The following is a 6,530-nucleotide window of genomic DNA, read 5'->3' on the forward strand; positions in this document are numbered from 1 at the left end:
CTACCAGACGGTCCTCGTGCAGCCGTCGCCGAACCAGATGCAGGCCTCCTGGGCCAGGCTGAAGTCGCGGATCTGGTTCCCGCCTCCGCCAGACCCACCCGCCGAGCTCAACACCGTCGGCATCGTGTGACCGCCTGAGTCCGGGATGATCATCTTGATGTTCCCGCCGCCAAACTCGTAGACGTAGTTGGTGAGGACCTGGTCTCCACCGCATGAGTTGGGGTAGCCAAAGTCCACGCACGTGCTGAGGATGCTGGTCGGGACCAAGACCGGCGGGGCCGCCACGGAAGTCCATCCGCTGTTGGCGCAGCTCAGTCGATCGAGGATCGCCGGCGTCGCGGCCCCCGCGGTCATGTCCAGGAACTGCGCCGAGTGGTTCACGTAGCGTTGCCACACATACGCGCTCGACGTCGACGTGTTGAGCGACGTTCCGCAGAGTTGCGGCGAGGGCAGCGCATCGCCGGACGCAGGCGGGCCGTAGCCGGCGCTCGCAGGGTCGGCCGGGTCGAGCCTGGAAATCCGCATCAGGTTCGCCATGTCCGCCGAGCCCTGCACGAAGAGCACTCGCTTGTTGATTCCCGCCGGGTTCAGGTTGCCGAGCGTGAGTCCATTGCTCGTCCCCCTGTTGAACGGGTCGTGCCCGTTGCCCACGTCCGTAAGGTCGAACGTTCCGGAGGCCATCGTCCCCTCCGGTCCGCCGATGTTCGTCGGATACTGATTGAAGCCAAGGCCGCTCGCGAAGTGGGCGGCGTCGTAGTAGGTGTTGGCCGTTCCGAGCGGCGTGAATTCCTCCGCCTGCACCCATCGGATTGACACGGGGTGTCCCGCGAAGGCGTACGCGTCGAAGAGGTCATGCCGGTATTTCAGGATCGTGAGCCCGAGGCCGGCCCCCGATGAGAACCCGAGGAATCGCTTCAGGGGCGTCGCATTCACCGGGTAATAGATGGCCTTGACCCGCGCCACAATGCCGGCAATCGCCCGCAGATCGCGATAGGCATACTGGTCGCTCTCCGCGTAACGCGCGTCGACGCCCGTCCCGTTTCCGGGGACGCTGTAGTCGTCAAGACGGAAACCGCAGGGGCTCCCGATGCCCCCCTGGCAGTTGATCAGGTATTCCTGGTCGAGCGGATCGCCGTCAATGACCTTCACGCTGCGCCATTCGAACTTGCTCTGCATCCCCCTGCTGGTCAACGCGGCGTTCCGATCGACCGCCTGCTCCATGGCCCCTGTCGTCTGCTCCAGATCCTCGGTGCAGGAGGTGACGATGTTCGTCGGCCAGTTGCCGTTGTTCAGGATGTTGTAGGTCTGCGTCTGCCGCTGAACGCTGACCGCGCTTTTGCCTGAGTCACCGTCGCAGACACCCTGCGGGTAGATCATCAGGTACGTCGACTCCATCGGTGACAGGTCGTCGTCTCCCTTCTTGAAGCTGAGGAGATTTCCATTGCCGCCGTGCGCAGCGACCATCAACGGAACGCTTCCCGGGATGGAGTGCACTTCGCCGACACCCAGATCGGGGTTGAGGGTGGCGTGGTCCACGAGGCTGTCGTGGCAGACGAGGAAGAACCGAACGAGGGGGCGTCCATTCGGTTCGCCGCCGGAGATGTCCTTGTCGCTATCGATGGTGCCGTCGGCAAAGCTCCAGAAGTGGCATCCCGCCGCCGCCGGCCGCGGGATCAATAGGCCAAGGAACGCGAGCACGGTACACATTGCGAGTCTGATCTTCACGGTGGCACCCTCCTCAAGCGGCGACTTCGCAGGTCGCCTGTAACTGCGCTCAGCACTTTGCTCCGGCCGTGCCAGACGCACTGCCGTTCACTCGTCGGGCGTCATCGAGGATGGGGGTCCGCGAGGTTCCAGGTAGATAGGGAGGGGGGCCGCTGCATGTGACGGAGCGCCAGGCCAGCCGCATAGCCACTCCAGCCCCTGCCTGTCGTTGGCGTGCAGGTGCGGCTGCTGCTCTCCACTTCTGCTTGCGTGGGCGGCGGCAACGCCTCGAAGCGCACGCCGCCCCCCCCGGGCGCAGCTCTGCGCGCACTGCATGCGGCACGAGGCCTTCTTCTCGCGCTCCCTCAAGCGGGGGCGGAGCCGGGGCTGGAGGAGAGCCCGGCCCTGGATGCGACGGTGGAGTCGACGATGGAGCGCACGCCGCGATTGGATTGGGCGGGACTGCTGCGCAGGACGGAAAGCGCTGGATGTCTTCGCCTGCTCTCGGTGTGGAGGCCGCAGGAGGGTGCTGGCATCCCTGACGGCCCCCGGTGGGGGGCGCGCCATTCTGGAGCACCTGGCATGGCCCTCCCGGCCTGCGAAGCGAGCCCCGGCACTGGCTCCACCCCAGAGCGCGGGGTGTTGAGCCCAAGCATCCACAGTGACCTGGAAGCCCACGCCCCGGCGGCCTGCCGCCTGGCTGGGCCGCTTGGGCCGGCATGTGCCCCGAGGGGCCGCACGGCCTCTGCTCTGGCCCGGCGCACAGCCCGCGCGTCACCCTCCAGCGACCCTTCTTGGCCCCTCTTCACCAGCCCGCCACCCTCAACAGGGCTCCTATCCGTCCTTCTGTGAAGCGGCCCCTTGACAAGAACGATTACATCCGTAATCTCTCAGGTAAATTACGGGTGTAAACGATGAAGATCAGCGAAGCCGAATCCCTCGTGATGGAAGTGCTCTGGCGCCAGCACCCCCTCGCCGCCGAGGAGGTCGTGGCGGCGCTCGCGGAGGCGCAGCAGTGGCAGGAGGCCACGGTCAAGACGCTCCTCAATCGCCTGCTCAAGAAGGGCGCGATTGACGCGGAAAAGGAAGGCCGTCGCTACCTCTACACCCCGGTGCTCCGGCGCGAGGACTGGGTCCTGGAGGAGAGCCAGGGGCTGCTGGAACGTCTGTTCAACGGCCGCGTTGCGCCGCTGGTCGCGCACTTCAGTCAGCACCGCAAGCTCAGCCGGAAGGACGTCGCCGAGCTGCGCAAGCTGCTCGAGGAGCTGGACCCATGACGGCCGCTGGGGTGCTGCGCGCGCTGCTGGAGACCACGCTGGCTTCCAGTGCCGCCGTCCTGGCGGTCATGGTGCTGCGCGGAGTGCTGCGCGCGGGATTCGGCGCGCGGATTGCGTATGCCGCGTGGAGCCTGGTGCCTGCCGCGCTGCTGGCGGTGTTGCTGCCCGCGTCGAGTGAGGGGCCCGCTCCGGCACCGGTCCTCACGTTCATCGCTGAAGCGGCGCCATGGACGTTGGCGAGCGAAGAGGGCTCCACGACGAACGCGGCGGCGTGGCTGCTGGCGGTCTGGCTGGTGGGCGCGGTGGCCGCGGGGCTGTGGTTCGCCGCGCTGCAACGCGGGTTCTGGTGCGCGCTGGGGCACGTACGCCCGCGCGATGACGGCATGTATCAGGCCGAGACGGTTGCCGGCCTTCCTGCCGCCGTGGGCTTGTGGAGGCCGCGCATCATCGTGCCGGTGGATTTCGATGTGCGCTACGGCGAAGAGGAGCGGCGACTGCTCCGCGAGCACGAGCACCAGCATCTCGTCCGTGGCGACCCGCGGTTCAACGCCATCGTGGTGCTGCTGCGCTGCCTGTTCTGGTTCAACCCGCTGCTGCACTACGCCGCGCGGCATTTCCGCCAGGACCAGGAGCTGTCCTGCGACCAACGTGTGATTGCACGCCATCCGGAGTCACGCCGCACCTACGGCGAGGCGATGTTGAAGACCCAGCTGGCCATGCAGCCCTGGCCGCTGGGGTGTCACTGGGGCTTCTGTCATCCACTCAAGGAGAGAATCATCATGCTCAAGCAACCTCTTCCCTCGTTCCAGCGGTGGCTTTCCGGCTGCGTCTGCGTACTCGCCCTGACCCTGACCGGGGGTTACGCCGCATGGGCCGCGCAGCCGAACGAGAAAGCCGCGGCCAACCTTCCAGCAGGCAGCATCCTCGTGAAGGCAGTGCTGCGTATCCATGGCGGCGAGCCCACGACCACGACGTTCGTGACGATGCTGGGTCAGTCGGTCGTTATCGACAAATCCGCCGATGGCCACGACTGGACCATCGAGGGGACGGTCGGGCGCGGCATGGGCAACCGGCCCGATGTGCTGATGTTCAATTTGGCCATCAAGCGGGATGGCAAGATCTTCGCGACGCCAAGGATTAGCATGCTCAGTGGCCAGCCCGGCCGGATTCGAGTGGGCACCGACCCGCAGGCAGACGGGCAGAACGACAGTATCGAGCTGCACATCACGCTGACCGCCGCTGAAGCCGGCACCTGACCTGAGTCATCCGAGCCAGCGCCAAGGGAGAGAAGGCCTCGGGCTCTGCCGAACTCAGTGAGCCTCGCCGTCAAGGACATCGCCACCTCCCGCGCGTTCTACGAGAAGCTCGGCTTCCGTGCCATCGGCGGTGACCCGGCCCAGCACTGGCTCATCATGCAGAATGAGACCAGTACCATCGGCCTCTTCCAAGGCATGTTCGACAAGAACATTCTGACTTTCAACCCCGGCTGGGACCGCAACGCCAATCCGCTCGCTGACTTCGACGATGTCCGCGAGCTCCAGCGAACCTTCCAGGCCCGCGGCCTCACCCTCGCCACCGCCGCCGACGAGTCCTCCACCGGTCCCGCGAGCCTCATGCTCATCGACCCCGATGGCAACCCCATCCTGATTGATCAGCACGTTCCGAAGCCGAAGCGCCGAAGACACGCACACGGCTATTGCAGGAGAATGACCCGGACGCGGGCATGCCCGCCAGTCGCGATGAATCAACATGAATGAGGCTGCCTTTCACCGCTGGCTGGCTGAGACCTACGTGACGGGGCGAGGAACCCCGATGAATCGCCGAGCGCGGGCTTCTCGCGTGTCCAACTGCCGAACAGTCGAACGGTATGAGGGGGACCTCGACCTTCATTTCGAGCGTTCCGTGGGCACACTTCGCTCAGGGCGGAAGTGCCGACAGATGCCCTCCGCCTCGACGACAACGAGTACCCGAAGCAGCTCTGGTCCTTTGTGTTTCGGGGCGCGAAGTTCGCCAAACACGGTCCGGACGGCTATTCTCTGGCCCACTTGGCTGGCGCGTCCGGGCTCCCACGTCCTCGGCCAGTTGCGCGGCCTGCTTCGTCCCCTTCTTGCCCACCGCGAAGGCCGCCACCACCTGTCCCAACAGGCCCAGGTGCACATGGCGCGTGCCTCGCGGGTCGCGTGGGTCCGTCACCCGTTCATCCCACGGCAGGCGCGCCTGCCCCAGCAGGCGCCGCTGTTGTCCTCGAAGTCCACCCATGCTCGACTCCTTCGCGCCCCGAGCCGCTCTGGTCGCGGAGCGGGGCATAGGGGGGATGGGGCTCGCCGGCCCCATCCCTCCGCCTTTGGCCACGGGGCGGGTTTCGAGCACACCCCACCCGCCAGGGAAGCGAGCATCCAAAGGATTCTCTGGGTGGTGTACGAACCCGGTCATGCCCTCGCGCGCCCACCCCCGCGACCTGACGGCCCGTCTTCAAGTCCGACCCGGCGAGAACGCATCAGGCCTGGCCATGGACCGGCTGCTCCACCACGCCCACGTCCTGGTCATCGAGGGCGACAGCTACCGCAATCCGCCCCCGGCTCGACGCCGCAAGCCCTCGGCCGCGGAAACTCGGTAGACAGGGGTAGCGATCCGCTTGGCCGCCCCCAACCGCGTCAGCGTCGAGAACTCAAACAACGGCTGCTTGGCGCGCTCAGGTGCTGCTGCTTCAGCGCCGCAGCAACGGCCTTGCACGCTGGAGCCAATATCCCGGCCGGCGGCGAACGTGCGCGACGGCGAGCACCACCACGAGTTCCTCAAGCACAAGGTAGGGCAGCGTGAACGGGAAGCGCTCCATAAAGGCGACGCCGCACCCCCAGGTCCCTCGCTCGTCCACCATGCCAGACGGGGTTGGTGCGAGGGTTCTCGGCAATCCCCAGGAGACTCTGGCGGAGGTCAGCGAAGAACTCGGCTCCCAGGCCGGCCCGCTGGCCCTCGTACCAATCAACGGCAGCATCCACCTCACGGCCAGCTTCGGGGTGGAGTTCGAGACGGACCTTCACCGTCGCTGGCCGAGCCGGGCGCGGATGCGTTCTTCGACCTGCTCCCAGGGCACCGTCTTTACGCTCCGGTCGAGCACATCACGAGCCCGGCGCTCCAGTTCCGCAGACCACTCGGACTGGGCATCTGGGTCCTCCGCCCCTTCTTCCAAGCTGAGCAGCAGTTTGTGGGCGACTTCGGCGCGCTCCTCGGGCGGGAGTCGCAGTGCGTCCGAGAGCAGTGCGTCCTTGGTCGCCATACGGCTGATTGTAGGCCCCGCCCCCGCGCACGGACAATGAGCGCCTGGTTCGGATGCCCGCTTGGGAGCAGCCCCTCTGGTTGCTGGGGAAAAGAGAAAGGCCCAGGAGTCCTCGCGAAAGTCCGCGAAACTCCTGGGCCTTTTATGGTCGGGGAGACAGGATTTGAACCCGTGGACACGGGGTGCCCTAAACCCCACCCCTTTCAAGGTGATGGAGGAGGCTCCCTGGCGGGCGGGGCGGCAGGAGAGGTAGCGATAGCTTCGGGGAGCGG

5 protein-coding genes are annotated in these 6,530 nt (G+C 66.4%); 3 read left to right on the forward strand and 2 right to left on the reverse strand.

Annotation, left to right across the window (positions count from 1 at the left end; all coding sequences use genetic code 11):
- Entirely contained in the window at positions 1-1,725 is a 1,725-nt protein-coding gene (locus tag K8638_RS18745; protein ID WP_223755915.1) for a hypothetical protein, read from the reverse strand.
- An 893-nt stretch (positions 1,726-2,618) separates the two neighbouring features.
- Between K8638_RS18745 and K8638_RS18750 the strand changes: the two genes are divergently transcribed.
- The 3 genes from K8638_RS18750 to K8638_RS18760 are packed head-to-tail and all read left to right on the forward strand — an operon-like array spanning position 2,619 to position 4,738.
- The gene (locus K8638_RS18750; protein ID WP_223755916.1) at positions 2,619-2,981 is read left to right on the forward strand and encodes a BlaI/MecI/CopY family transcriptional regulator; all 363 of its coding nucleotides are present in this window, start codon (positions 2,619-2,621) and stop codon (positions 2,979-2,981) included.
- Entirely contained in the window at positions 2,978-4,237 is a 1,260-nt protein-coding gene (locus K8638_RS18755; RefSeq protein ID WP_223755917.1) for a M56 family metallopeptidase, read from the forward strand. Before K8638_RS18750 ends, K8638_RS18755 begins: the two co-directional genes overlap by 4 nt.
- Before the next feature lie 57 nt (positions 4,238-4,294).
- Positions 4,295-4,738 carry a VOC family protein gene (locus K8638_RS18760; protein WP_223755918.1) on the forward strand — a complete coding sequence of 148 codons (444 nt, stop codon included), beginning with the start codon at positions 4,295-4,297 and terminating at the stop codon, positions 4,736-4,738.
- A 1,280-nt stretch (positions 4,739-6,018) separates the two neighbouring features.
- On the opposite strand, the gene K8638_RS18765 is transcribed toward K8638_RS18760, so the two are convergent.
- Positions 6,019-6,258, reverse strand: a complete 240-nt coding sequence (locus tag K8638_RS18765; protein WP_223755919.1) for an addiction module protein — start codon at positions 6,256-6,258, stop codon at positions 6,019-6,021.
- Positions 6,259-6,530: the final 272 nt, after the last annotated feature.

Origin of the sequence: Myxococcus sp. RHSTA-1-4 (assembly GCF_020037125.1) — a bacterium.
Classification (GTDB): domain Bacteria; phylum Myxococcota; class Myxococcia; order Myxococcales; family Myxococcaceae; genus Myxococcus.

Excerpts from the sequence above, each read along its gene's own strand:
- K8638_RS18750 (WP_223755916.1), top strand. The coding sequence starts at position 2,619 with ATGAAGATCAGCGAAGCCGAATCCCTCGTGATGGAAGTGCTCTGGCGC.
- K8638_RS18755 (WP_223755917.1), top strand. The coding sequence starts at position 2,978 with ATGACGGCCGCTGGGGTGCTGCGCGCGCTGCTGGAGACCACGCTGGCT.
- K8638_RS18765 (WP_223755919.1), bottom strand. The coding sequence starts at position 6,258 with ATGGCGACCAAGGACGCACTGCTCTCGGACGCACTGCGACTCCCGCCC.